The sequence below is a fragment of the Prosthecomicrobium sp. N25 genome (genome assembly GCF_037203705.1).
Classification (GTDB): Bacteria; Pseudomonadota; Alphaproteobacteria; order Rhizobiales; family Ancalomicrobiaceae; genus Prosthecodimorpha.
The window spans coordinates 1,228,212-1,252,673 of sequence record NZ_JBBCAT010000001.1 but is presented as its reverse complement, the minus strand read 5'-3'; the positions used below and the strand labels follow the sequence as shown (position 1 = coordinate 1,252,673).

Sequence of the window (24,462 nt, the reverse complement as noted above, 5' to 3'; positions counted from 1 at the left end):
AAACCCCATCGCAACATCCTCGCGTTATTCTAGCCCGGATCGAGCCTGCCTCTCGAGCGAGGGTGCCATGGCGGGGCGAATGATGGATCGTGTCGGGCATGCGGTCGCGCGGCTTCTTGATACGAAGTCGCCCGGGTACGAGCCCTATGCGCCGAGCGATCCGGCCGCGCTGAGGGCCTCGCTTCGGCCGGGGGACGTGCTGCTCGTCGAAGGCGACACGCGGCTCTCGGCGGCGATCAAGTATCTCACCCAGTCGACCTGGTCGCATGCGGCCATGTATGTCGGGCCGATCCCCGGGCGGGCGACGCCGGACGGCGAGTGCCACGTGCTGGTCGAGGCCTATCCGGCGGAAGGCGTGGTGTCGGCGCCGCTGTCGCGCTATCGCGACTACCACACCCGCATCTGCCGCCCGGTCGGGCTGCAGCCCGAGGACGAGGCGCGGGTGGTGCGCTTCATGGTCGACCATATCGGGCTCGACTACGACCTGAAAAACATCACCGACATGCTGCGCTTCTTCGTGCCCCTGCCGATCCCGGTACGCTGGCGGCGGCGGATGATCGCCTTCGGGTCGGGCGACCCGACGCGGGCGATCTGCTCGACCCTGATCGCGCAGGCGTTCGAATCCGTGCGCTACCCGATCCTGCCGAAGGTCGAGCGGATCGCGCGGGAGGGCGAGCAGAGGGCGCGATCGCGGCAGGCCCGCTCCGAGATCCTCCACATCCGCCACCACACGCTCTACACGCCGCGCGACTTCGACATCTCGCCCTATTTCGCGGTCGTGAAGCCGACGATCGCGCGCGGCTTCAACTACAAGCGCCTGACCTGGAGCGACCAGCTGCCGCCGGAGGAACGTTCCGCCGCACAGTGACGGCCGCTTTGCACCGGCTACGCAGTTACCCATATGATCCGGGTCCCGCCCCTCGCACCCCGGATTCCCCATGGCCGCCGAAGCCTCCGCCACCGCGCTGGTCGCGCCGCCGCTCGTCCTGCTCGCGGCGGCCGTGGTCGCCGTCCCGGTCTTCAAGCGGCTCGGGCTCGGGACGGTGATCGGGTACCTGGCGGCCGGCGTCGCGATCGGTCCGGCGGCGCTCGGCTTCTTCGCCGACCCAGGCGCGATCCTGCATGTGGCCGAGCTCGGGATCGTGCTCTTCCTCTTCCTCATCGGGCTGGAGCTGGAGCCGAAGCGGCTCTGGAGCATGCGCAAGCACATCTTCGGGCTCGGCTCGGCGCAGGTGCTGCTCGCCGCGGCGGGGATCGGGGCGGCGGTCTACCTGCTCGGCGCGGACTGGCGCGTGGCGCTGGTGGCGGGCGCGGGCCTGTCGCTCTCGTCGACCGCCATCGTGATGCAGATGCTGGAGGAGCGCGGCGAGACGCGGACCGGGGCGGGCGAGAAGACCTTCGCGATCCTGCTCCTGCAGGACCTCGCGATCGTGCCCCTGCTGGCGCTCCTCGCCGTGATCGCGCCGACGCCGTCGTCGGGGGGAGGCTTCACGGAGGCGGCCCTCTCCGGGGCCAAGATCCTGCTCGCGGTCGGCGGGGTGGTGCTGGTCGGGCGCTACCTGCTCAACCCGATGTTCCGGCTGCTCGCCGCCGCGGAGGCTCGCGAGATCATGACGGCCGCGGCCCTGATGGTCGTCCTCGGCGCGGCGGCGGCGATGACGCTCGCCGGGCTGTCGATGGCGATGGGCGCGTTCCTGGCCGGAGTTCTGCTCGCCGAATCGAACTTCCGGCACCAGCTCGAGGCCGATATCGAGCCCTTCCGGGGCATCCTGATGGGGCTCTTCTTCCTGTCTGTCGGCATGAGCGTGGACCTCGCCGTGATCGCCTCCGACTGGCGGCTGGTCGCGATCGGGCTCGCGGCCCTCGTCCTCGTCAAGCTCGGCACCGTGTACCTGACCGTGCGGGCCTTTGCGGGAAGCCACGCGGAGGCCTTGAAGGTCGCCGCACTGCTGGTCCAGGGCGGCGAGTTCGGCTTCGTGCTCTACCAGAGCGCCGCCGCCTCGGGGACGATCCCGGACCGCGCCGCCTCCATCCTGGTCGCGGTCACCACCCTGTCGATGGCCCTGACGCCGCTCGTGGTCGCGCTCGCGGAGCGGCTGGCCGCCCCACCCGAGGGCGAGGACGAGCCGGACGAGAGCTTCGACGGTGCGACGGGTTCGGTACTGGTCGTCGGCTTCGGCCGTTTCGGCCAGATCGTCTCGCAACTCCTGCTCGCCAACGGCACCGACGTCACCATCATCGACAACGACACGGAGATGATCCGCTCGGCCGCGCGCTTCGGCTTCAAGATCTACTACGGCGACGGGACGCGCCTCGACGTGCTCAGGGCGGCGGGGGCGGAACGGGCCGAGCTGATCGTGGTGGCGACCGACCGGCGCGAGATCACGGACCGGATCGTCGACCTGGTCCGCTCCGAGCTGCCAACGACCAAGCTCTTCGTCCGCTCCTACGACCGCGGCCACACGCTGGCGCTCAGGAGCAAGGGCGTCGATTTCGAGATCCGGGAGACCTACGAGTCCGCCCTCGCCTTCGGGCGCGCCACGCTGGTCGGCCTCGGGGTCGATCCGGACGGCGCCCTCGACCTGGAGCGCCAGGTCCGCGAACGGGACAAGGAACGGCTCGTGCTGCAGGCTTCGGGCGGCCTGCTCGCCGGCAAGCAGATCCTCCTGACCACGCCTGCCGAACAGGCTCCGGAGCCCACCCCGGAACCGCTGGTCGAACCGCGGCGCGCCGCCAAGGCTCTCAGCCAGGAGACGGAGAGCGTCGCCCGGTCGTGAGGCGGGCGGCGGGGGCCATTGTGGCAAGCATGCAACGCAGGCCCGACAAGACGATGCACCGGCACACCCCGACCGGTCCGCATGGTGAACGGACGGTCAAATGCGCGTGTCGAAATGCTACAGTCTGATTCGTCCAGCTTTTGGGGGTCACACACATGAAGATCGTTCGCATCGCTCTCGTCGCCCTGGTCGCCGCCGCCGGTCTCTCGGTCGCGGGCTGCGCCAAGGCCCCGGCTCCGGCTCCGGCGGCCGTGAAGGGCTGAGACCACTCGCGCTTTTTCGCGCAGGACGGCACCGGCGGCCTCGGCCCCGGTGCCGTTTTCTTTTGCCGGCGCCGGTCCGCGACGGCTCGGCAGTGGTGGAGCGGCCCGGCAGTCGCTATGGTGCCGGTCGACCACCCGCAGCGGACAGGCCATGAACCGTATCGAACTGCCGAGAGCCTTCGGCGAGGCACGCATCCAGTACCTCGACGGCGACTACAAGATCCTCACCCAGGGCTCATACGTGCGATGCGCCGTCACGGGCCTGCAGATCCCGGTCGACGAGCTCAAATACTGGAGCGTGGCGCGCCAGGAGGCCTATGTGGACGCGGCCGCCTCGCTCAGGCGCCACCAGGATTTCGGGGGCTGAGGCCGCCGGCGGGCGGCTCGCCGAAGAGCCTGCCGAGCGCCGCCGACAGGGCACCCGGATCGGCCACCACGAGGTCGACCGCGAGCACGTCCGAAGCCTTCGCGAGGTCGGCCAGCGGCCCCGTGGCGCGGCCGCCGAGGCGGGCAGCGTCCTTCTCGGTGGTGACGAGCCCGGCCCCTGCCCGGCCCGCCGCGTGGAGAAGCCGCCGCGCATCGGCCTCCGAGAAGACGTGGTGGTCCGGGAAGGCCTCGAAGCCGGCGAGGTCGGCGCCGCAGGCCCGGAGCGTCGCGGCGACCTTGGCGGGCCGGCCGATACCCGCGTAGCCGAGCAGGCGCCGGCCGGCGAAGCGGGTGGACTCGCGGGCCGCGAGCCGCCCGGCGAGAACCGGTCTGCCAACGGCCCGCAGGAGGTCCGGCAACTCCCCCTCCCCGATCGCCAGAACGAGGTGTGCGGCGGCCAACTGCGGGCCGACCGGCGCGCGCAGCGGACCGGCCGGAAAGACGAGCCCGTTGCCGACCGGCGCCTCGGCGTCGACCACCAGGATGGACAGGTCCTTGGCGACCGCGGGGCTCTGGAAGCCGTCGTCGAGGACAACCACATCGGCGCCGGCCGCCACGGCGGCCCGCACCCCGGCGGCACGGTCGCGGGAGACCATGACGGCGAGGCCGCGGCGGGCCATCATCAGCGGCTCATCGCCGACGTCGCCGGCGCCGTGGAGCTGCGGGTCGACCCTCAGCGGGCCGGCCAGGCGCCCGCCGTAGCCGCGGCTGACCACGACGGGGCGTCGGCCGTCGGCCTCCAGGAGCCGGGCGACCAGGATGGCGGACGGGGTCTTGCCGGCCCCGCCAAGCACGAGGTTGCCGATGGCGACGACCGGGACAGGGGGCCGGTAGCCGGCCGGGCGGCGCATGCGAGCAAGCGTGACCGTGCCATAGAGGCGGCCGAGGGGAGCCAGGAGGCGCGCGGGCCAGCCGCCGGTCTGCCAGAAGGCCGGGGCGCGCCAGCCGCTCATGGCGGCCCCCCGCCTCCCGACGCCCGCGCGGCAAGCGGCTCGAGGTAGGGCTCGAGCGCCGCGAGGGTTCGTTCGAGCGCGCCGCGGTTGGCGGTGACGAGGCGGCGGCCGGCGGCGGCCATACGGCCCCGGCGGACAGAATCGGCCAGGAGCGCGCCGACCGCGGCCTCGAGCCCGTCGGCGTCGGCGACCTCCAGCGAGGCGTTGTTGCGGTCGAAGGCGCGGTAGATGTCGAGGAAGTTCTTGACGTGGGGCCCGTGCAGGACCGCCGTGTCGAGGGCGGCCGCCTCGATCGGGTTCTGGCCGCCGCGGTCGACCAGCGATCCCCCGATGAAGGCGAGCGGGGCGACCCTGTAGTAGAGGCCCATCTCGCCGATCGTGTCGCCGAGCAGGACGTCGGTCTCGGCGCTGACCTCCGCCCGCTCGGAGCGGGCCGCGACCGCGAGGCCGCGGGCGGCCAGGAGGCCCCTGATCTCCGGCCCGCGGGCCGGGTGGCGCGGCACAAGGACCGTGAGGAGGCCGGGGAAGCGGGCTTTCAGGGCGGCATGGGCCGCGGCGGCGGCCTCCTCCTCGCCCGCATGGGTGCTGGCGGCGAGCCAGACGGGACGGTCGCCGATCTGACGGTGCAGCGCGGCGAGTTCGTGGTCGATGGCGTCCGGCGGGGCGACGTCGAACTTGAGGTTGCCTGTGACGATCACCGGGGCGGCGCCGACGAGGCGCAGCCGCTCGGCGTCGGCCTGGGACTGGGCGAGGACCAGGGCGAGGCGTCCGAAAAGGGCCCGCGCGATGCCGCCGAGACGGGCCCAGCGGCGCCCGGAGCGCGACGACAGGCGGGCGTTGACGACCACCTGCGGCACCCGCCGGCGGGCGAGTTCGGAGACGGTCGCGGGCCAGATCTCGCTCTCCACGAAGATGGCGAGGTCGGGCTGCCAGTGGTTCAGGAAACGGGCCACGAAGCTGACCACGTCGAGGGGCGCGAATTGGTGCAGGGCGCGCGGCGGGAGACGGTCCTCGGCAACCTTGGCGGATGTCAGGGTGCCGGTGGTGAGGAGGACGCGCAGGCCGCGGGCGGCGATCACGTCGATGAGCGGGACCACCGAGACGGTCTCCCCGACGCTCGCGGCATGGACCCAGACGATCGGCCCGTCCGGGCGGGCCAGGTTGGGGCGGCCGAAGCGCTCGGAGCGGCGGCCGGGGTGCTCCTTGCCGAGGCGCGTCCGGTTCTCCACCCACGCGCGGACGACCGGCGAAAGGAGGCGGCTGATGTTGCGGTAGGAGGCCAGCACGGTGCGGGCGATGGGGTCAGCCATGCGGGCCTCCCGGCTCGCCGCGGCCGTCCACCAGGGCGTAGGCGCGCGCGTGGGCGCGGTCGAGCCCGTCCTCGACGGCCAGGCGGGCGGCCTCCAGGGCCTCGGCGTCGGCGTCGGCGGGGACGCGGATGGGATCGCCGATCACGAAGGCGTAGCGGCCGAAGGGCAGGTTGATGCAGGCCTTATCCCAGTTGTTCAGGTGGATGCGGCGGGTGGTGGCGACCGCGAAGGGGATGATCGGGGCGCCCGAATGGCGCGCGATGGCGACGATCCCCTCCCCGGCCCGGCGCGCCGGGCCCTTGGGCACGTCGGCCGTCAGGGCCACGATGGCGCCGGCGCGCAGCTCCCGGACGGCGGCGATCAGGCCGTAGACGCCGCCGCGGCGGCGCACCTGCTCCTCGGTGAAGCCCGCCGAGGCGCGGATCGCGGAGATGCCGAAGGCCTCGCACACGGTGGCGATGATCTCGCCGTCGCCCGACCGGGAGATGATGGCTTTCACGGTCCAGTGCGGGGGGCGGCCGGCCGGCATCAGGAAATGCTCGCCGTGCCACATGGCGAGGATGAAGGGGCGCTGCGCCTCCGCGACCGCGTAGCCGTCCGGCGGGTCGACCACGGGCGTCAGCGTCCGGTAGACGAAGCGCAGCCAGCGGGCGATGAGGGCGCCGAGCAGGCGCTGGACGCCGGGGCGGCGCGTCAGGCCCTTCAGCATGTCAGGCCGCCTCGGGCGCGGGCCGCCCGGCGCCGCGGGCGCGGGACTCGTCCGGCTGGCCGGCGTGCAGGCGGGCGTAAGGGCCATCGCGCGCCATCAGGGCGTCGTGGTCGCCCATCTCGACGATGCGGCCGCCGTCGAGCACGCAGATCACGTCGGCGCGTCGGATGGTCGACAGGCGGTGGGCGATGACCACCACGGTCCGGTCCTCGAGGAGGGTGTCCATGGCCTGCTGGATGCGGCCCTCCGCCTCGGTGTCGAGGGCGCTGGTCGGCTCGTCGAGGAGCAGGATGGGGGCGGCGCGCAGCATGGCGCGCGCGAAGGCGATGCGCTGCTTCTGACCGCCGGACAGGAGCTGGCCGGCTTCGCCGACCCGGGTCTCGTAGCCGTCCGGCAGCTCGCGGATGAAGTCGTGGGCGGCCGCCGCGCGGGCGGCGGCGTAGACGGCCTCGTCGTCGGCGTCCTCGGATCCGTAGCGGATGTTGGCCTTGATGGTGTCGTCGAAGAGGACCGGATCCTGGGTCAGGAGCGCGGAGGCGAGCCGCACGGAGGCGATGGTAGCCTGGCGGACGTCCTGGCCGTCGATGAGGACGCGGCCGCGGTCGGGGTCGAAGAAGCGCAGGATCAGGTTGACTACGGTCGACTTGCCCGAGCCGGACGCGCCCACCAGGGCGACGGTCGACCCGGCCGGGACGTCGAGCGAGAAGTCCTTCAGCACGGGGTTGTCCGGGTCGTAGCCGAAGGTGACGTTCTCGAACCGGATGGAGCCGCCGGCGAGCGCCAGGGGCCGGGCGTCGGGCGCCTCCACGACGGTCTGGTCCTGGTCCAGGATGGAGAAGACGCGGGCGGCCGCGACGGTGCCCTCGAGGACCTGGTTGTGCAGGGTCGCGAGGCTCTTGACGGGCTGGTAGACGAGCATGGCGGCCGTCATGAAGCCCATGAAGTGGCCGAGGGTCAGGTCGCCGTGGAGGCCCTGCCAGCCGCCGTAGAAGATCGCGAGCGCGATGCCGAGGCCGCCCAGCGCCTCGGTGACCGGCCCGGAGGCGGCGCGGGTGCGGACCGTCTCCATCACGTGGCGCAGCGTGCGGTCGATGATGTGGCGGGCGCGGTCCGTCTCGTGGCTCTCCCGGTGGTAGGCCTTGACGACCCGGATCGACTTCAGCGTCTCCGAGACGATGGAGCCGAGCGCCCCGACGTCCTGCAGCGTGTTGGTGACCGAGCGGCGGGCGCGGTTGCGCTGGCGGCGGAGCAGCAGGCCGCCGATCGGCAGCGCGGCGAGGGCGATCAGGGCGAGGAGCCAGTCCATCCACAGCATCGCGCCGACCAGGAAGACCACCTGAAGGGCGTTCTGCACCATGGCGGTCAGGCTCTGGGTCGCGGCGGTGTTGATGGTCGCCACGTCGTTCATGAAGACGGAGACGAACCGGCCGGAGTGGGTCGCCTGCAGGAAGCCGATGTCCGCGAAGGCGAGCTTCTCGAAGAGCTGGCTTCGCAGGTCGGCGACGATCCGGTTGGAGAGGTAGCCCTGCGCGACGCGGGCGAAATACTCGGCCACCGCGCGGCCGACCATCACGAGGACGATGACGGGCGGCAGGCCGATCAGGAAGGCCTCGTTGCGGGCGATGAAGACCTCGTCGGCCGCCTTCTGCATCAGGAAGGGCAGCGCGCCCGTGGAGGCGGCAGCGAAGCCCATGGCGCAGACGGTGACGATGACGATGCGCCAGCGCGGCCAGACGTAGTCGCGCAGGATGCGGCGGAGAACTGCCGAGGTCGCGTGATCCGGAACCGCGATGCCGTCCGCCTGGGCCTCCGGCCGGCCGCGCGACCGGTCGTCGAAGAAGATGCGGTCCATGGGCAGGCGAGGTCCTCGGGCGCGCGTCGGGTCGGCTCTATCTACAGCCGATCGCGGCAGGCGTCATCACCGCGGCTCGGGAAATGCGCAGGACGTCACGATTGGCCGGGATGGTCGGGGTCGAGGAGACGATGCAGGTGAACGACGAAATAGCGCATATGGGCGTTGTCGACGGTCGCCTGCGCCTTGGCCTTCCAGGCCTTCTGGGCACTCGCGTAGTCGGGGAAGATGCCGACGATGTCGAGATGGGTGAGGTCCTTGAAGGTCACCCCGTCGAGCGACTCGAGCTCGCCGCCGAACACCAGGTGCAGCAGCTGTTTCTTCTTGGCCATGGCCATGGTCGGCAACCTTTCAGCAGAGGGAACCCCGACGGGTTCTAGCAAGAACGGGGCCGGCTCAGCGGTAGGCCATGGCACCGAGCAGCGCGAGCGCCGGGGCGGCGAGGCCCGGCGTCATGGCGGCGAGCGCGGGATGGCGCGGGACCGCGGCGTTGTAGGCGAGGGGAGCGCCCTCCGCGGTCACGAGTCGGCCGCCGGCTTCGTGCACCAAAAGGTCCGATGCCGCAAGGTCCCAGTCGTGCGAGCGCGCCGAGGCGACGGCGAGGTCCAGGCGTCCGGTGGCCACCCAGGCGACCCTGAGGGCGAGGGAGGGCACGAAGGGATGGGCCTCCAGGTCATGGGGACGGGGCTCGGGCCGCTCGAAAAAGCGGCGGGGGCCCGCCACGCGGGCACCCTGCAGGTCCCGTCGCCCGCTGACGGAGAGGCGCTCGCCGCCCCGCCAGGCGCCGCGGCCGGCGGCGGCCAGCATCAGGTCGCCGGTCGCGGGCTGGTAGAGAGCCCCGGCGACCGGACGCCCGGCCTCCACGACGGCGGCGGAGACGGCCCAGACGGGCTCGCCGGCGATGAAGGCGCGGGTGCCGTCGATCGGGTCGACGACGAAGACGCGCGTCCTGTCCAGCCGGCCGGGATTGTCGGCAGTCTCCTCGGAGAGCCAGCCGTAGGCGGGGCGTGCGCCGAGCAGGCGGGCGTGGAGCAGCCGGTCGGCCTCGAGATCGGCCTCGGACACGGGCGAATCGCCGGCCTTCATCCAGACCCGGGGGTCGCGGCGGAAATGCTTCAAGGCCGTGGCGCCCGCCTCGACGACCGCCTCGGCGAGGAGCGCGACGTCCGGCCCGAGATCCGGGGCCGTCTTGCGCAGGAGCGGTCCCGGGTCAGCGTCCGGCAATCGTCAGGCCCTCGATCATCACGGATGGCGCGTTGATCCCGAAGCGATATTCCAGGTCGCTCGCGGGGGTCAGGCGAGGGTACATGTCCTTCAGATTGCCCGCGACCGTGATTTCGCTGACCGGATAGGCGAGTTCGCCGTTCTCGATCCAGAAGCCGGACGCGCCGCGGCTGTAGTCGCCGGTGACGCCGTTGGCGCCGTGACCGATGAGGTCGGTGATGTAGAGGCCGCGGGCGACCGAACGGATCATGTCCTCCCGCGACGTGGCGCCGGCCATGAGGGTGAGGTTGGTCGAGCCCGGCGACGGATTGCCGGTGCCGCGGCTGGCCCGCCCGTTGGTCGCGAGGCCCAGTTCCCGGGCGGAGGCGGAATCCAGGAACCAGTGGCGCAGCACGCCGTCCTCGATCACCGCCAGGGGATCGCCGACGACCCCCTCGCCGTCGAAGGGGCGCGAACCGAGGCCGCGCTTCAGGGAGGGGTCGTCCACGATGGTGACGCCGGGGGCGAAGACGCGCTCGCCCATGCGGTCCTTTAGGAAGGAGGTCTTGCGGGCGATCGCCGCGCCGTTCACGGCACCCGCGAGATGGCCGACGAGGCTCGTCGCCGCGCGCCGGTCGTAGATCACCGGGACCTGCCCGGTCTCCGCCTTGCGCGGGTTCAGGCGGCGGACGGCGCGCTCGCCGGCGGTGCGGCCGACCTTGTCGGGGGCGTCGAGGTCCTCCCGGTGGCCCTTGGCGGTGGCGTCCCAGTCCCGCTCCATGCCGGTCCCCTCCCCCGCGATGGCGGTCACGGAGAGCGAGAAGCGGGAGGCGAGCCAGGTCCCGGCGAAGCCGTGCGAGGTGACGAGGACGAGGCCGCCGAGCGACCAGGAGGCGCCCGCCCCGCCCGAGTTGGTGACGCCCGCGACGGCCCGGGCGGCGTCCTCGGCCGCGAGCGCCATGCCGGTCAGTTCGGCCGCCGTCGGCACGTGGGCGTCGAGCATGTCGAGGTCGGGGAAGCGGGTGCCCAGGCTGGCGGGATCGGCGAGACCCGCGAAGGGGTCCTCCGGGGCGGCCCTCGCCATCGCGACGGCGCGCGCGGCGAGGGCGGCGGGGTCGGACAGGCTGTTGGCGGAGACCAGGGCGTTGCGGCGGCCGACGAAGACGCGCAGGCCGAAGTCGTCGCTCTCGGAGCGCTCGCTTTCCTCGACCTTGCCGAGGCGGACGTTGACGCCGAGCGCGATGCCGCGCACCGCGACGGCGTCGGCCGCGTCCGCGCCGGCGCGCCGCGCGGCCTCGACGAGGCGGGCGGCATGGTCCTTCAGGGCGGTCTGGTCGAGGATCTCGGTCATGGGGCACTCGCGGGCGGAGGGGTCCCCCCCGATTTATGGGGCGCGGGCCGGGCGCACAAGGCCCGCGGCCCGGGCGAGGCCGGGCCGGAGTTCCGTCGCCGGAATGGTCAACACAAGATGAACGGGTAACGTTCAAATAACCCTGTGGAGATCAGCATTTCATTTACCAGGCTCGTTAAGCAGACTTCGAGCAGGTCTCTGTATTCTCCGGCGCATCGGTGCAGTGTTTCCAAGTCGATGCACAGGAGCCATGATGAGCCGTCCAGCGACTCCCTTCGCGGCTGGTCCGACCTGGGACCGGACCCCGGCGGACTCGGGCCTGCGGGTCGATCCGGCGGCGCTGCCGCAACGCTTCTGCTTCCACACCGGTCTCGAGGGCGAGGCGGCGCTCGCGACCGCGACCCTCGACCGGGGCCAGGTCCGGGTGCGGCGGCGGCTGCCGTCCGGCATTCCCATGGTGCTGAGCCTGCCGATGCGGGCCTTCGAGGGCGTGGCGGTGCGATTCGAGCCGAGCCCGGGCTATTCGGCCGACGGGCTCAGGGCCGTGCTGGAACTGCGCCACCGCGACCCGGCGCTGTCGGTGCCGCTCGCCATCGCGGAGGACGCGCGCGACGTGGTCGCCGACTGGCGGAGCTGGGGCCGGGTCCTCGGCCTGCCGCTGCTGGTGGCCGAGGCGGACGCGAGCCTGACGGTCGTCGAGGAACGGCTCGGCGGCCTTTCGGTGCAGCCCGCGAAGCCCCGGCGGCGGCGCTCCGTGCTCGCCCAGCGGCGGCCACGGTTCCTGGTCCGCCGCCAGCCGGGCGACCCCACGGCGGTGCCGCAGATCGTGGCCGGCGAGGAGATCTCGGCCTGGGACTGAATCGCCGGGCGGCGACCGTCTCCCCGAACGGCGGATGAACGGTGCCGTCACGAGGGGTTCAAGGCGGGCCGGCTAGTGTGATCCCACTGAAGCGAACACAACGGGTTTCGAGCGTCGCGTCCCTTCACACCCAAGTCGTTGCCACCTGCGATTTGAGATCTCCGGGCCCATTCCGGTCCGCGGCGAATGGCCGGTGCCCCCGCACCGGCCGTTTCTGCTTTCCGCTCAAAGATGATGCAGGGCCGCGTCGGCGCACAGGCCGAGGAAGAACAGCCATCCGGCGTCGCGGTTCGACCGGAACAGCATCAGGCAAACGTCGGGATCGTCGACGTCGATGCGCCGGACCTGCCAGGCGAGGTGGGCGGCCATCAGGCCGAGCCCCGCCATGGACAGCACCCCGCCGCCCGCCGAGAGCACCGCCGCCGCCAGGGCGGCGACCGCGGCACCGTAGAAGAGCGCCAGCATCGGCCGCGTCCTCGGGCCGAAGAGGAGCGCGGTGGAGCGGACGCCCACGACGGCGTCGTCCTCCTTGTCCTGGTGGGCGTAGATCGTGTCGTAGCCGATGGTCCAGAGAATCGCCCCGGCGTAGAGCAACAGCGCCGGCGGGTCGAGGCGGCCGAAGGCGCCGGCCCAGCCCATCAGGGCACCCCACGAGAAGGCGAGGCCAAGGGTGAACTGCGGCCAGTGGGTGACGCGCTTCATGAAGGGGTACACGGCCACCACCCCGAGCGAGGCGATGCCGAGCAGGATGGCGAAGCCGTTGAACTGGATCAGCACCAGGAAGCCGACGAGCGCCAGGCCGACCATGAAGAGCCTGGCGCGGGCGACCGACACCTGGCCGGAGGGAATCGGCCGCGAGCGGGTGCGGGCGACCTTCTCGTCGATGTCGCGGTCGACGATGTCGTTGTAGGTGCAGCCCGCCCCGCGCATCACCACGGCGCCGATCAGGAAGAGCAAGAGATGCCACGGGTTCGGGTAGGGCTGGTGCGCCGCCACGGCGGCGAGCGCGGCGGACCACCAGCACGGCCAGAGCAGGAGCCACCAGCCGATCGGCCGCTCCAGGCGGGCCAGCCGCGCATAGGGCCGGAAGCCGGCCGGGATGAACCGGTCCGCCCAATGGCCCCTGACGGCGTCGGCGACGGTTCCAGTCGGGATCGGGGTCGTCATGGGGATGTGGTGGCGCGGCGCGGCACCGAGGTCAAGGGGCCGTCCGGCGAAGACCCGGACGGCCCGGCCTTGCGGTATCGAACGAGCGTAGGTCTGCAAACCTGACGTTGCGAGATCGCGTTATGGCGCTGTAATCTCGCCTGCAGCCGGAGGTGGGCGCTCCGGTGCCACGGGGCTGAAGGGGCCGCCGTCCATGCTTGAACTCGACGTGGTGGAAGAGCTCTCCGACGCGATCGTCCTCGCGGGCCTCGAACCCGACGCCTGGGGGCGCATCCCGGACCTGATCACCGCCGCCTTCCCGGGGGCCTTCACCGGCGTGATCGGCGACGACAGCAGGGCCGCCGCACCGATCGGGCTTCATGCCGCGGGTCTCGACGAGAGCTTCCTCGAGTCCTTCACGGCCTACTACGCCGCCATCAATCCCTGGATCCGGTTCTGGGAGGAGGCGCCCTGTTTCGAGGCGCTCACGGCCGACGCGACCTATCCGGCGAGGCTCTTCGCCGCCACGGAGTTCTACAACGACTGGCTGCTGCCGACCGGGCGGACGAGCGGCGCCGGCATCAAGCTGCTGCAATCGCCCGACGCCATCGCGCGGCTCTACGTCAACTATCCCGGCGACCTCGCCCCCGTCTACGATCCGGCCCTGACGCGCATCATTAACGCCCTGCGGCCCGCGCTCCGCGCCGCCATCGCGATGAATCGCCATGTGGCGGGACCCTCGGGGGTGGTCGGGGGCGCCCTCGGCGACATCCTGGACGCCTGTCCGGTGCCCGGCGTCGTGGTCGACCAGGCCGGCACCGTGCTCCTGGCGAACGCGGCCGGGGCCGCGCTCCTCGCCCGGGACGGGCCGCTGACGGAGGCCCGGGGCCGGCTCGCCGTGCGCGGCGCCTGGGCGACGGACCGGATGCTCGCCGCCGCCATCCGCGACGCGGCGCAGCGGACCGGACAGGCGGGCGCCGCACTGCCCGTGCGCGACGAGGACGGCCGGCTGCGGGGCACGGTGACGGCGGTTCCACTCGGATCGCGGCCCCCCGACGGCGCGGCCTGGCTGTTCGGACCGGCCCGCCGGGTTCTGGTGATGATGCGGGGCTTCCTCCGGCTCGACGAAACCGTGCGACGCCGCCTCTCGGAGGATTTCGGTCTCACGCGCGCGGAGTGCGAAGTCACGTTGCGGCTGGCCGCCGGCGCCTCGGCGCTGGAAGTCTCGGCGGCCCTCGGCATCGCGCACGAGACGACCCGCCGACACCTGAAGCACGTCTTCGAGAAGACCGGCTGCCGGCGTCAGGCCGAACTGGTCGCCCTCGTGCTCCTGATGACCTGAGCCGGTCCTGCCCGGATCCGGGATCGCGCCCCCTCGACCCCCTCCCCGGCGGCTGCTAAACCCGCCGCCGATCGATGCGGAGATGTCGCGATGGCGGGCATGAACGTCCTTCTGATCGGGTCCGGCGGGCGGGAGCACGCGCTGGCGCTCGGGCTTTCCCGCTCGCCCCTCCTCGGCCGGCTCTATGCCGCCCCGGGCAACCCGGGGATCGCGGAGCTGGCCGAATGCCTGCCGGTCGATCCGGCCGACCACGCGGCGGTGATCGCGGCCTGCCGGGCGCGCGGCGTGGACTTCGTGGTCGTCGGACCGGAGGCCCCCCTGGTGGCGGGGCTCGTGGACGACCTGGAGGCGGCCGGCATCGCGGCCTTTGGGCCGACCCGGGCGGCGGCCCGGCTCGAGGGTTCGAAGGGCTTCACCAAGGACCTCTGCGCGCGACACGGCATCCCGACCGCCGCCTACGGCCGCTTCTCCGACCGGGCCGCGGCGGAGGCCTACGTGCGCCGGCAGGGCGCGCCGATCGTCGTCAAGGCGGACGGGCTCGCGGCCGGCAAGGGCGTGACGGTCGCCATGACGGTCGAGGCGGCGCTCGCGGCGGTCGCCGATTGCTTCGCGGGCGCCTTCGGGGCGGCCGGCGCGGAGGTCGTCGTCGAGGCGTTCCTTGAGGGCGAGGAGGCGAGCTTCTTCGCGCTGTCCGACGGCGAGACCGTCCTGCCGCTCGCCTCCGCGCAGGACCACAAGCGCGCCTTCGATGGGGACCAGGGCCCCAACACGGGCGGGATGGGGGCCTACTCGCCCGCGCCCGTGATGACGGCCGCGATGACCGAACGGGTGATGGCCGAGATCGTCCGGCCGACCGTCGCCGCCATGGCGGAGGCGGGCTGCCCGTTCAAGGGTGTGCTGTTCGCCGGGCTGATGATCACCGCCGAGGGCCCGAAGCTCATCGAGTACAACGTCCGCTTCGGCGACCCGGAGACCGAGGTCCTGATGCTGCGGCTGGAAGACGATCCGCTGCGGCTCTTCCGGGCGTCGCGGGACGGGACGCTCGGCGGCATGGCCTGCCGCTGGAGCGAGGCGGCCGCGCTGACGGTGGTGATGGCGACGCGGGGCTATCCGGGCCACTACGGCAAGGGGTCGGAGATCCGCGGCCTGGACCGCGCGGCGGCGCTGCCCGGGGTGACGGTCTTCCATGCGGGCACGCGCCGGGGAGACGGCCGGCTTCTCGCCGACGGCGGCCGGGTGCTCGCCGTCAGTGCGGTCGGGGCGACCGTCGAGGAGGCGCGGGACCGCGCCTATGCGGCCGTAGACGCGATCGACTGGCCCGAGGGGTTCTGCCGGCGCGACATCGGGCACCGGGCCCTGAAGCGCTGATCCCGGAGCTTGGGGGCCGGCACAAATAAAAACCCGACGCCGGTGGCGAGGCGTCGGGTCGAGAGCTCCCCTCTGAGGAGACCGCGCCGGGACCGCCGAATGGTCTTTCGCCCGGGCGTTTTTCTGGGCGGCGCGAGGCCGCTGATTGCGGGTCCTTATAGCGCCGCGGCCGCCGCGGTGCCACTCGATAGGCGGTGGTTACTATCGGAAACGCTTATAGGTCACTACGACGCCCGGGCTCAGTCCAGGGTGGAAAGCACCGCGCGGAGCTGGTTCGCCATGTCGTACTGGGCGAAGATATCGATCCGAGCGGGCGGAAGTTCGGGAAGCGTGGTCAGGACGTCATTCTGAAAGCTGATGCCACGGGTCATCACGCAGGGCGTGAAGCCTGCCCCGGCTGCCGCCATATGGTAGGCGTAGCCGCAGTCGTTGACCGTGATCGTCTTGCGGACCGGGTATCCGGAGTTCAGGAGCGCGCTGCGGGCGCGCTGCCAGACCTCGGCCTCCTGGCGGCAGAAGATGAAGATGCCGTTGTCGACGCCGATCCAGGCGGTGCGCAGCTCGATGCAGAAGGCCGACTTCTTGCGCAGCGAGGGGATCGTGACGCGGACGTCGAGATCCTGGCGCCCGAGGATCTGGGACGACTCGCAGAACTCCACGTCCAGTCCCCCGGTGTGGTCCGGGAAGGCCTCCTGCAGCATGCGCGTGACGTCGCGGCCGCTGAGGAGCGGGGTGACGCCGATCTTCAGGAGCGTGTTGGTCTCCGCGGAGTCGCGCAGCTCGTCGATGATGTTGGTGATCTTCAGGAAGGCCTTGATGGCGGCCGAACCCTCCTGGGTCGCGCGCACGCCGGCGCCGGTGCGGTCGAACAGCGAGATCTTGAGATCCTTCTCCAGCCGCTGCACGGCCATGGAGACCGCCGGCTGGGACGTCCCGATCACCTCGGCCGCCTTCGAGAAGGACCCGCACTCGTAGACCGCGATCGCCGCTTCCATATCCCGCATGCGCATGGAACGGGAACTCCAAACGGGGCAAAATTAGTCGGACAACTGCGGCAAGCATGTAAACTGCCGCAGGGATACGGGAAAGTCTTAGTTTCATATCCGACAAAAAATATCGGTCCCGATGTCACCTGAACGACAGGTTGCAGCCGCTTTACGAATGCTAATTCTTGAATTCAATTTCTGGTCGATCTCGGGCGACCGCGGGGCAATCCATGGGGTTGATGCTCCCCGGCCGCGCCGTCATCATCGGCAGACCAGACAACCTGAGGGCGGAGTGTTCCATGAGCCTGCCTGATCTGTTTTCCGGCTTCGAGACCCGGTCCATGCCGGTGGGCGATGTCGCGATCCACTGCCGGGTGGGCGGGCTCGCCGGGGCCGCGCCGCTCGTGCTCCTGCACGGCTACCCGCAGACCCACGCCATGTGGCACCGGCTGGCCGGACCGCTCGCCGAGCGGTTCCGCGTCGTGGTGCCGGACCTGCGCGGCTACGGGGGCTCGTCGGTGCCCGAGGACCGGCCCGGGCATGCCGCCTACACCAAGCGCGCGATGGCGGAGGACATCGTCCGCCTCATGGCGGACCTGGGGCACGACCGCTTCTCGCTGGTCGGGCACGACCGCGGGGCGCGGGTGGGCTACCGGCTCGCCCTCGACCATCCCGGGCGGCTCGACCGGCTGGCGCTGCTCGACATCGTCCCCACGGCGGAGATGTGGAGCGGCATGGACGCCCGGCTCGCCCTCAAGGTCTACCACTGGCTGTTCCTGGCGCAGCCCGCTCCGATGCCGGAGCAGCTGATCGGCGGGGCGCCGATCCCGTATCTGGAGCATACGCTCGCGAGCTGGACCAAGGCGAAGAACCTCTCTGCCTTCGATCCCGCGGCGCTCGACCACTACCGGGCGTCCTACGCCGATCCGCGCCGCCGGCACGCCACCTGCGAGGACTACCGCGCCGGGGCGGGGCCGGACCGGACGCATGACGAGGCGGACCGGGCCGCCGGACGGCTGATCGGGGTGCCGACGCTGGTCCTCTGGGGTGCGGCCGGTATTCCGGCCGGGGATCCGGACGTGGAGACCGGCTCCCCGCTCGCCACCTGGAGACGCTGGTGCCGGCAGGTCGAGGGGCAACCGATCGACGCCGGCCATTTCCTGCCGGAGGAGAACCCGGCGGCGACGCTGGCGGCGCTGCTTCCCTTCCTGTCGCGGTGAGGGGAGCGGCGGGCGGTCCGGCGCTGCGGCGTCCCGGGCTCTTGCCTCGCGGCCGGGCTGCCGCCATGGTCGCCCCCGCGCGGCGCGGAAGACGCCGCCGCCCCCGAGGACGCCCATGACCCTTCCGGACCTTTTCCCCGGCTTCGACAGCATCACGGTCGAGATCGACGGCCAGTCGATCTTCGCGCGGGTCGGCGGCCGCGCGGGCGCGCCCGCGATCGTCCTCCTGCATGGCTACCCGCAGGACCACGCCATGTGGCACCGGATCGCGCCGGCCCTGTCCGCGCGCTTCCGGGTCGTGGTGCCGGACCTGCGCGGCTACGGGCGCTCGTCGATCCCGGCCGTGGAGGCCGACCATGCGCAGATGTCGAAGCGGCGGATGGCCGGGGACGTGCTCGGGCTGATGCGCCGGCTCGGGTCGGAGCGATTCGCCGTGGTCGGGCACGACCGGGGCGCGCGGGTCGCCTACCGGCTCGCCTTCGACCATCCGGGTGCGGTCAGCGGCCTGGCGCTGCTCGACATCGTGCCGACTCCCGTCATGTGGGAGCGGATGGACGCGACCTTCTCGCGCAAGGTCTACCACTGGTCCTTCCTGGCGCAGCCGGCGCCCGTCCCCGAGACGATGATCGCCAAGGCCCCGATCGAACACCTGTTCCAGACGCTCGCGAGCTGGACGGTCGAGAAGGACCTCTCCGCCTTCGATCCCGGCGCACTGGCCCACTACCGCGCCGCCTTCCGGGATCCGGCCCGGATCGCGGCGGCTTGCGAGGACTACAGGGCGGGCGCGACCATCGACGTCGAGCACGACGAGGCGGACCGGGCGGCCGGCCGCAAGATCGTGGTGCCGACTCTCATCGTGTGGGGCTCGGCCGGCCTGCCCGCCGACGCCAAGGCCAAGGAGAGCGGCCCCCTGGCCGTGTGGCGCGACTGGTGCGTGGAGGTCGACGGCGGGCCGGTGGAGGCGGGGCACTTCCTCGCCGAGGAGAACCCGGAGGCGACGCTCCGGCTGCTCCTTCCCTACCTGGAGCGCCGGGCCGGCTAGGGCGACGAAGCGGTTCGGCTTGACGGCGGCCGGATGCGACGCCATCTGTGGTGAACAACGTTCATTCACAAGGAAGGGGACCAGCCCCATGTCCATGCCCAGGATCGGCCTCGTGCTCGGCGGGGGCGGCGCGCGCGGGCTCGGGCACATCCCGGTCATGGAGGCGCTGGACGAACTGGGGATCGTGCCGGCCGCCATCGCGGGGTGCTCGATCGGCGCCATCATGGGGGCGGCGCGGGCGTCCGGGCTTTCCGGTCGGGAGATCCGCGAGCGGACGCTCGAGGTCTTCGGCAACCGCACGACCGCGGTCGCGAAGCTTTGGGAACTCCGGCCGAAACGCTTCGCCGACCTCTTGGCACCCGGCGGGCTCGCGCTCGGGCAGTTCGACGCGGAGCGGGTCGTCTCGATCTTCGTGGGCGACGCCATCCCGCCCTCCTTCTCGGACCTCGTCCTGCCGCTGACCGTGATGGCGACCGACTTCTACGGCGCGCGCGAGGTGGCGATCCGTTCGGGCGACCTGCGCAAGGCGGTGGCGGCCTCGATCGCGCTGCCGGTCCTGTTCCGGCCTGTGCTCGTCGACGGGCGCGTCCTCATCGACGGCGGCGTCCACAATCCGGTGCCGGTCGACGAACTGCCGCCGGGGCTCGATTTCGTGGTCGCGGTCGACGTCATCGGGCAGCCGGAGCCGACCCAGAGCCGGACCCTGCCGAGCGCGACGGAGACGATTTTCGGGGCGAGCCAGATCCTCATGCAGGCGGTCGCCAAGGCGAAGTTCGAGAAGCGCCCGCCCGACCTCCTGGTCCGGCCGGCGGTCGGCGGGTTCCGGGTGCTCGACTTCCTGCGCGTGCGGGAGATCCTGGACGCCTCCGCGTCCGCCAAGGACGAGGTGAAGCGCCGGCTCGAGCGCATGATCGAGTCCCAGCCCGGCGAAGTGCCCGCACTGGAGGCGCCGTCGCGGCCCGCCCTGGAGCGCCCGCGCCGGCGCCTGATGCGTCGCCCGCCGGAGGCGTGAAGCCGGCGTCCCGGTCCGGTCAGCGCCGGGTGCGGAAGAAGGACTTCAGGAGGTCGGCCGCCTCGGTCTCGGCGAGGCCGCCGTAGACCTCCGGGGCGTGGTGGCAGGTGGGCGAGGCGTAGAGCCGGACGCCGTGGTCGACCGCGCCGCCCTTGGGGTCGGGGGCGCCGTAGTAGAGCCGGCGGATGCGCGCGAAGGAGATCGCGGCGGCGCACATGGGACAGGGCTCGAGGGTGACATAGAGGTCGGCGCCGACGAGCCGCTCGGAGCCGAGCGCGGCGGCGGCGGCGCGCAGGGCGAGCATCTCGGCATGGGCGGTCGGGTCGCGGTCGGCGAGGGTCCGGTTGCCGGCGGCGGCGAGGATCGCGCCGTCGCGCACCACCACGGCCCCGACGGGCACTTCGCCGCGCAGGGCGGCGGCGCGGGCCTCGGCGAGGGCGAGGTCCATGAAGCGCGGGGCCGGGGTCGTCCCCGCGGCGGATTTGTCGGCAGGCATGCGGTCGAGATCCCTCGCGGGCGCGGGTCAGTCCTGATAGTAAGGCGCCATGACCGAAGCGAAAGACAAGAAGCGCCGCGCCCCCTCGGGCGCCAGGGCGAAAAACACGAAGCGCGGCCCGCGCACCGACCTCTTCGGCGCCGCCCCCGCGGCCGCGGAGGCCGCCGCGGTCGCGGAGGCCGCCGGCGAGGCCGATCGGGAACGGGTCGCCAAGCGGATCGCCCGCTCCGGGCTCTGCTCGCGCCGGGACGCGGAGGCCTGGATCGCGGAGGGCCGCGTCAGCGTCAACGGCCAGGTGCTGGCGACCCCGGCGGTGACCGTCGGCCCGGAGGACCGCATCCTCGTCGACGGCGCGCCGCTGCCGCAGAAGGAGCGGACGCGGCTCTGGCTTTACCACAAGCCGGCCGGGCTGGTGACGACCACGAAGGATCCGGAGGGCCGGCCGACCGTGTTCGACCGGCTGCCGGACGAGATGCCGAGGGTCGTCAGCATCGGACGGCTCGACATCAACACCGAGGGGCTGCTGCTCCTCACCAACGACGGCGGGCTCGCGCGGGTGCTCGAGCTGCCGGCGACCGGATGGCTCCGGCGCTACCGCGTCCGGGCCTTCGGCGAGGTCACGCAGGCCGACCTCGACGGCCTCAAGGACGGGATCACCCTGGAGGGTGTGCAGTACGGGCCGATCGAGGCGGCGATCGACCGGGTGCAGGGCTCGAACGTATGGCTGACCATCGGCCTGCGCGAGGGCAAGAACCGGGAGGTCAAGCGCGTGCTCGGCCATCTCGGCCTGTCGGTCAACCGGCTGATCCGGGTCTCCTTCGGGCCGTTCCAGCTCGCCGACCTCGGCGAGGGCGAGGTGCGCGAGATCCGCGGCAAGACGCTGAAGGACCAGCTCGGCAAGCGGCTCGCCGAGGAGGCGGGGGCGGACTTCGAGGCGCCCGTGCTGCATCACGTGCCGGGCGAGGCGGCCGAGCCGGCGAAGCAGGCCCGGGTCGCCGGGTCGGACAAGCCGGCACGCGCGGGTCGCACCGAGATGGCCTATCTGGGCACCGGCGAGCGCAAGGCGGAGCGGGGCGAGGACGGCGCGCCGAAGGGGCGCAAGCCGCGGCGGGACGTGGAGATCGTGCGACTGCCGCGCGAAGACGAGAGCAAGCCGGCCTCCGCGGACGGCTTCGGGCCGAAGAAGCGCCGCGCAGCGCCGAAGCCGCAGCCGGTCGGCACGGGCCGCGGCAGGCCGGGCTCCGGCGGCGACGAACCGCTGCGCAGGCCGCGGCGCCCGGACGGCGACCGGCCGCGGCCGGCGGAGTTCGGCGGGCGACCCCCGCGCCCCTACGGCGAGGACAGGCCGGAGCGGCGGGAGCGTCCGGACGGAGGCCGGCGTGGGGTCGAGGACCGGCCGCCGGCGGGCGAAGGCGGCCGCTACCGATCGGAGGGCAGCCGCGGGCGGCCGCCGCGCTCGGAGGGGTTCCGCGACCGCGGCGGCGCGGAGGGCGGCGAGCGCAAGTGGCGCTCCGAGGGCTTCCGCGACCGCGGTCCATCGGCTGCCGGCGAGGGTGACCGGCGTTGGCGCTCGGAGGGCAGCCGCAGCCACGAGGGTGCCGGCGAGCCCGGGCGCGGGCCGGCGCGGGGCCGACGCGAGGAGGGATTCGGCGCCAAGCCGCCACGCCGGGATCGCCCGGCGGGCGAGCGCGGCGAACGCGGTCCGCGCCAGGAAGGCTCGCCGGAGCGGCCTGCACGGGCGCCGCGGGCGCCGAGGCCGGATTTCGAGGCCGGCGGTGAGGGCCGCGACGCCGGGTGGCAGCGCAAGGGGGCCGGGGCGCGGGCGCCGGGCCGCGGCGCGCGGCCGGGCGGACCGCCCCGGGGCGGTTCGGGCGAGGGTGCGGGGGCCGGACGGGGGCCTCGATCGGGCGGGCCGAAGCCGGGCGGCTTCAAGGGCGGGGGGCCGAAACGCGGGGCGCCGGGAGGCGGCGGACCGCGCGGCGGGCGCGGGCCTGGCAAGCCGTCAGGGCCGGGCAAGCCCCGGGGTCCGCGCGGCGGACGGGCGGAGGGCTGACGGACCATGCGGATCGTCGGCGGGCGGTTCCGCGGGACGGCGCTCGCCGGGCCGAAGTCGATGGCGATCCGCCCGACCAGCGACCGGCTGCGCGAGACCCTCTTCAATATCCTCGCGCACGGGCACGGGGATCCGGTCGAGGGCGCGCGCATCCTGGACCTCTTCTCCGGGACGGGGGCGCTCGGCCTCGAGGCCCTGTCGCGCGGTGCCCGCTTCGTCCAGTTCGTGGAGGAAAGCGCCGAAGCGCGCGGCCTGATCCGGGCCAATGTCGAGAAGCTCGGCCTGACCGGCGCGACCAAGCTCTGGCGCCGCGACGCCACGCGGCTCGGCCCCTGCACGGGGGTCGAGCCCTTCGACCTCGCCTTCCTGGACCCGCCCTACGGCAAGGGCCTCGGCGCCGCAGCGCTCGCCGCCATGGCGGCGGGCGGGTGGCTGAAGCCCCGGGCGCTCGCGGTGCTCGAGGAGGCGGCCGAGGCCGAGATCGCGGTTCCGGCCGGCTTCACGGTGATCGACGACCGGGACTACGGCGAGGCCCGCCTCATCTTTCTCGAGGGCGCCTGACGCGCCCGGGACCTTCGGGTCCCGCCCGTGTCGGCCCGGCCGGTGGCCGGGCCGGTCGGACCCGGATCAGGCGGCTTTCTTGCCGGGCGTGCCGGTGACGAGGGCGGAGGGTTCCTCGCTCAGCCAGCGATACAGGATGCCGCCGGCCGCGCCGCCCAGCATCGGGGCGAGCCAAAACATCCAGAGCTGCAGAAGTGCGGAGCCGCCGGCGATCAGCGCCGGGCCGGTGCTGCGCGCCGGGTTGACCGAGGTGTTGGTGACCGGGATCGAGACGAGGTGGATCAGGACGAGGCCAAGGCCGATCGCGAGCGGCGCAAAGCCGGCCGGCGCCTTGCCGTGGGTCGAGCCCATGATGATGAAGAGGAACATGCCGGTCAGGACGAACTCGACGAGGAAACCGGACACGAGACTGTACTTGCCGGGCGAGAACTCACCGTAGCCGTTGGCCGCGAATCCCTTCGACACGTCGAAGCCCGGCGCTCCCTTGGCGATCACGTAGAGCAGGACGGCGGCCACGACGGCACCGATCACCTGCGCGACGATGTAGGGCACGATCTGGTCGGTCGGGAACCGCCCGCCCGCGGCAAGGCCGACGGTCACGGCCGGATTGAGGTGGCAGCCGGAGATGTGGCCGATGCTGTACGCCATGGTGACGACGGTCAGGCCGAAGGCGAGCGAGACGCCGAGGAGCCCGATGCCGACCTCCGGAAAGGCCGCGGCGATCACCGCGGAACCGCAGCCCGCGAAGGTGAGCCAGAATGTGCCTATGCCTTCGGCCACGTACTTGCGCATGTTGTCCATGATCCCCTCCCACGAACCGAATTCGACCTCGGCCGTGCCGCAAGGTAGCTGCCGGGCATGCGGGTTTGAATTGCGATTTTTGACGATGTCTTTTAGTAAGATTGCCGCCGGAATGAGCGTCGGCCAAAGAGGCGCTCGACGTCGGCGAGCTTGAGCTCCACCCAGGTCGGCCGGCCGTAGTTGCACTGGCCGGCGTTGGGGGTCGCCTCCATCTCGCGCAACAGCGCGTCCATCTCCTCCGGCCGAAGGCGCCGGCCGGTGCGGACGGAACCGTGGCAGGCCATGGTGGAGAGGATGCGATTGACCCGCTCCTCGAGGCGGGTGGAGGTCTCGCCGTCCGCCAGGTCGTCGGCGATGTCGCGGACCGTGCCGCGGATGTCGAAGCTCTTCAGGAGAGCCGGGATCTCCCGGACCGCGACCGCGACGGGGCCGAAGGCCTCCAGCACGAGACCGGCGCGGGCGATGTCCCCGGCCGCGGCGATGAGCCGGGCGACGTCCTCCTCGGGCAGCTCCACGATCTCCGGGACGAGCAGCATCTGGCGCGGAATGCCGGCCTCGGCGAGCTGGCGCTTCAGCTTCTCGTAGGTCAGCCGCTCGTGCGCGGCATGGGCGTCGACGAGGACGAGGCCGTCGCGGGTCTGGGCCAGGATGTAGTTCTCGTGGAGCTGCGCCCGCGCGGCGCCGAGGGGCCGGGCGGCACGCTCGGCGTCGACGTCGCGGTCCCCCGGGCGG

21 protein-coding genes and 2 pseudogenes are annotated in these 24,462 nt (G+C 72.6%); 11 read left to right on the top strand and 12 right to left on the bottom strand.

Annotation, left to right across the window (positions count from 1 at the left end; all coding sequences use genetic code 11):
• Nucleotides 1-67: 67 nt before the first annotated feature.
• From WBG79_RS05635 to WBG79_RS05625, 3 genes and pseudogenes are all read left to right on the top strand, one after another.
• Nucleotides 68-844: pseudogene (locus tag WBG79_RS05635) on the top strand (lipo-like protein); the annotation flags it as partial.
• Between the two features lie 94 nt (nucleotides 845-938).
• Entirely contained in the window at nucleotides 939-2,777 is a 1,839-nt protein-coding gene (locus WBG79_RS05630) for a monovalent cation:proton antiporter-2 (CPA2) family protein (RefSeq protein WP_337356126.1), read from the top strand.
• A gap of 414 nt (nucleotides 2,778-3,191) precedes the next feature.
• On the top strand, nucleotides 3,192-3,407 hold the full coding sequence (locus WBG79_RS05625) for a DUF2093 domain-containing protein (RefSeq protein WP_337356125.1): 216 nt from the start codon (nucleotides 3,192-3,194) through the stop codon (nucleotides 3,405-3,407).
• On the opposite strand, the gene lpxK is transcribed toward WBG79_RS05625, so the two are convergent.
• The 7 genes from lpxK to WBG79_RS05590 form a co-directional block, all read right to left on the bottom strand.
• Nucleotides 3,379-4,419, bottom strand: coding sequence for a tetraacyldisaccharide 4'-kinase (lpxK, locus tag WBG79_RS05620; protein WP_337356124.1), 1,041 nt, complete (start codon nucleotides 4,417-4,419; stop codon nucleotides 3,379-3,381). The two genes, WBG79_RS05625 and lpxK, sit on opposite strands and share 29 nt — an antisense overlap.
• Nucleotides 4,416-5,729, bottom strand: a complete 1,314-nt coding sequence (locus tag WBG79_RS05615; protein ID WP_337356123.1) for a 3-deoxy-D-manno-octulosonic acid transferase — start codon at nucleotides 5,727-5,729, stop codon at nucleotides 4,416-4,418. Before WBG79_RS05615 ends, lpxK begins: the two co-directional genes overlap by 4 nt.
• A complete protein-coding gene (locus WBG79_RS05610; protein ID WP_337356122.1) occupies nucleotides 5,722-6,438 on the bottom strand; it encodes a lysophospholipid acyltransferase family protein in 717 nt (238 codons plus the stop codon). The genes WBG79_RS05615 and WBG79_RS05610 overlap by 8 nt, the downstream gene beginning before the upstream one ends.
• Nucleotide 6,439: 1 nt before the next feature.
• Nucleotides 6,440-8,290 carry an ABC transporter ATP-binding protein gene (locus WBG79_RS05605; RefSeq protein ID WP_337356121.1) on the bottom strand — a complete coding sequence of 617 codons (1,851 nt, stop codon included), beginning with the start codon at nucleotides 8,288-8,290 and terminating at the stop codon, nucleotides 6,440-6,442.
• Between the two features lie 95 nt (nucleotides 8,291-8,385).
• Entirely contained in the window at nucleotides 8,386-8,622 is a 237-nt protein-coding gene (locus WBG79_RS05600; RefSeq protein ID WP_337356120.1) for a DUF4170 domain-containing protein, read from the bottom strand.
• Between the two features lie 64 nt (nucleotides 8,623-8,686).
• Nucleotides 8,687-9,514, bottom strand: coding sequence for a 3'(2'),5'-bisphosphate nucleotidase CysQ (locus WBG79_RS05595; protein ID WP_337356119.1), 828 nt, complete (start codon nucleotides 9,512-9,514; stop codon nucleotides 8,687-8,689).
• Nucleotides 9,501-10,844 (bottom strand): TldD/PmbA family protein, encoded by a 1,344-nt coding sequence (locus WBG79_RS05590; RefSeq protein ID WP_337356118.1) that lies wholly within the window; start codon nucleotides 10,842-10,844, stop codon nucleotides 9,501-9,503. The genes WBG79_RS05595 and WBG79_RS05590 overlap by 14 nt, the downstream gene beginning before the upstream one ends.
• 253 nt (nucleotides 10,845-11,097) lie before the next feature.
• Here WBG79_RS05590 and WBG79_RS05585 point away from each other — a divergent pair, with 253 nt between their 5' ends.
• Nucleotides 11,098-11,703 carry a DUF6101 family protein gene (locus WBG79_RS05585; RefSeq protein WP_337356117.1) on the top strand — a complete coding sequence of 202 codons (606 nt, stop codon included), beginning with the start codon at nucleotides 11,098-11,100 and terminating at the stop codon, nucleotides 11,701-11,703.
• 225 nt (nucleotides 11,704-11,928) lie between these two features.
• On the opposite strand, the gene ubiA is transcribed toward WBG79_RS05585, so the two are convergent.
• Entirely contained in the window at nucleotides 11,929-12,870 is a 942-nt protein-coding gene (gene ubiA / locus WBG79_RS05580) for a 4-hydroxybenzoate octaprenyltransferase (protein ID WP_337356116.1), read from the bottom strand.
• Nucleotides 12,871-13,063: 193 nt separating this feature from the next.
• Between ubiA and WBG79_RS05575 the strand changes: the two genes are divergently transcribed.
• Nucleotides 13,064-14,191: a helix-turn-helix transcriptional regulator gene (locus tag WBG79_RS05575; protein WP_337356115.1), complete on the top strand. Its 1,128-nt coding sequence runs from the start codon at nucleotides 13,064-13,066 to the stop codon at nucleotides 14,189-14,191.
• A 99-nt stretch (nucleotides 14,192-14,290) separates the two neighbouring features.
• Nucleotides 14,291-15,559, top strand: coding sequence for a phosphoribosylamine--glycine ligase (purD, locus tag WBG79_RS05570; RefSeq protein WP_337357892.1), 1,269 nt, complete (start codon nucleotides 14,291-14,293; stop codon nucleotides 15,557-15,559).
• 239 nt (nucleotides 15,560-15,798) lie between these two features.
• Here the strand turns inward: purD and WBG79_RS05565 are convergent, their stop codons facing one another.
• On the bottom strand, nucleotides 15,799-16,569 hold the full coding sequence (locus WBG79_RS05565; protein WP_337356114.1) for a LysR family transcriptional regulator: 771 nt from the start codon (nucleotides 16,567-16,569) through the stop codon (nucleotides 15,799-15,801).
• A gap of 275 nt (nucleotides 16,570-16,844) precedes the next feature.
• On the opposite strand from WBG79_RS05565, the gene WBG79_RS05560 reads away from it, so the two are divergent.
• The 3 genes from WBG79_RS05560 (at nucleotide 16,845) to WBG79_RS05550 (ending at nucleotide 19,819) form a co-directional block, all read left to right on the top strand.
• Complete coding sequence (locus WBG79_RS05560; protein ID WP_337356113.1) at nucleotides 16,845-17,765, top strand: alpha/beta fold hydrolase; 921 nt, start codon at nucleotides 16,845-16,847, stop codon at nucleotides 17,763-17,765.
• 115 nt (nucleotides 17,766-17,880) lie between these two features.
• Nucleotides 17,881-18,807 (top strand): alpha/beta fold hydrolase, encoded by a 927-nt coding sequence (locus WBG79_RS05555; RefSeq protein WP_337356112.1) that lies wholly within the window; start codon nucleotides 17,881-17,883, stop codon nucleotides 18,805-18,807.
• Nucleotides 18,808-18,895: 88 nt separating this feature from the next.
• Nucleotides 18,896-19,819 carry a patatin-like phospholipase family protein gene (locus tag WBG79_RS05550; protein ID WP_337356111.1) on the top strand — a complete coding sequence of 308 codons (924 nt, stop codon included), beginning with the start codon at nucleotides 18,896-18,898 and terminating at the stop codon, nucleotides 19,817-19,819.
• Nucleotides 19,820-19,838: 19 nt separating this feature from the next.
• Here the strand turns inward: WBG79_RS05550 and WBG79_RS05545 are convergent, their stop codons facing one another.
• A complete protein-coding gene (locus WBG79_RS05545; protein ID WP_337356110.1) occupies nucleotides 19,839-20,315 on the bottom strand; it encodes a nucleoside deaminase in 477 nt (158 codons plus the stop codon).
• A gap of 49 nt (nucleotides 20,316-20,364) precedes the next feature.
• Between WBG79_RS05545 and WBG79_RS05540 the strand changes: the two genes are divergently transcribed.
• Nucleotides 20,365-22,368: a pseudouridine synthase gene (locus WBG79_RS05540; protein WP_337356109.1), complete on the top strand. Its 2,004-nt coding sequence runs from the start codon at nucleotides 20,365-20,367 to the stop codon at nucleotides 22,366-22,368.
• Nucleotides 22,369-22,374: 6 nt separating this feature from the next.
• Entirely contained in the window at nucleotides 22,375-22,929 is a 555-nt protein-coding gene (gene rsmD / locus WBG79_RS05535) for a 16S rRNA (guanine(966)-N(2))-methyltransferase RsmD (protein WP_337356108.1), read from the top strand.
• 66 nt (nucleotides 22,930-22,995) lie between these two features.
• Here rsmD and aqpZ read toward each other — a convergent pair whose 3' ends face one another.
• A complete protein-coding gene (aqpZ, locus tag WBG79_RS05530; RefSeq protein ID WP_337356107.1) occupies nucleotides 22,996-23,730 on the bottom strand; it encodes an aquaporin Z in 735 nt (244 codons plus the stop codon).
• 92 nt (nucleotides 23,731-23,822) lie between these two features.
• Nucleotides 23,823-24,389, bottom strand: a pseudogene (locus WBG79_RS05525) (DNA mismatch repair endonuclease MutL); the annotation flags it as partial.
• Nucleotides 24,390-24,462: the final 73 nt, after the last annotated feature.